The organism is Nocardia sp. A7 (genome assembly GCF_046549215.1).
Classification (GTDB): Bacteria; Actinomycetota; Actinomycetes; order Mycobacteriales; family Mycobacteriaceae; genus Nocardia.
On record NZ_JAJPWE010000017.1, the window covers coordinates 1 to 811 of the forward strand.

Genomic DNA, 811 nt, shown 5'->3' on the forward strand with positions numbered 1-811 from the left:
AGTCGCACATTATGGACCCGAAGCGGAGTGATCTACCCATGGCCAGGGTGAAGCGACGGTAAGACGTCGTGGAGGCCCGAACCCACTTAGGTTGAAAACTGAGGGGATGAGTTGTGGGTAGGGGTGAAAGGCCAATCAAACTCCGTGATAGCTGGTTCTCCCCGAAATGCATTTAGGTGCAGCGTCACGTGTTTCACATCGGAGGTAGAGCTACTGGATGGCCTAGGGGGCCTACAAGCTTACCGAAGTCAGCCAAACTCCGAATGCCGGTGTGTGAGAGCGTGGCAGTGAGACTGCGGGGGATAAGCTTCGTAGTCGAGAGGGAAACAGCCCAGATCGCCGGCTAAGGCCCCTAAGCGTGTACTAAGTGGAAAAGGATGTGGGGTCGCTTAGACAACCAGGAGGTTGGCTTAGAAGCAGCCACCCTTGAAAGAGTGCGTAATAGCTCACTGGTCAAGTGATCCTGCGCCGACAATGTAGCGGGGCTCAAGTACACCGCCGAAGCCGCGGCATTCACGCAATAGCCCGTCCAATCCTTTGGGGTTGGGCCAGGTGTGTGGATGGGTAGGGGAGCGTCCTGTGGCCGTGGAAGCAGCAGTGTGAACTAGCTGTGGAGGCCACGGGAGTGAGAATGCAGGCATGAGTAGCGAAAGACGAGTGAGAAACTCGTCCGCCGAATGACCAAGGGTTCCTGGGCCAGGTTAATCCGCCCAGGGTGAGTCGGGACCTAAGGCGAGGCCGACAGGCGTAGTCGATGGACAACGGGTTGATATTCCCGTACCCGTGTATCCGCGCCCAATGCTGAATCAGT

The 811-nt window shown here is 57.1% G+C and carries 1 rRNA gene; it reads left to right on the plus strand.

Features of this window, described 5'->3' with window-relative positions:
* Positions 1–811, plus strand: a 23S ribosomal RNA gene (locus tag ACLJPD_RS33125); the annotation flags it as partial.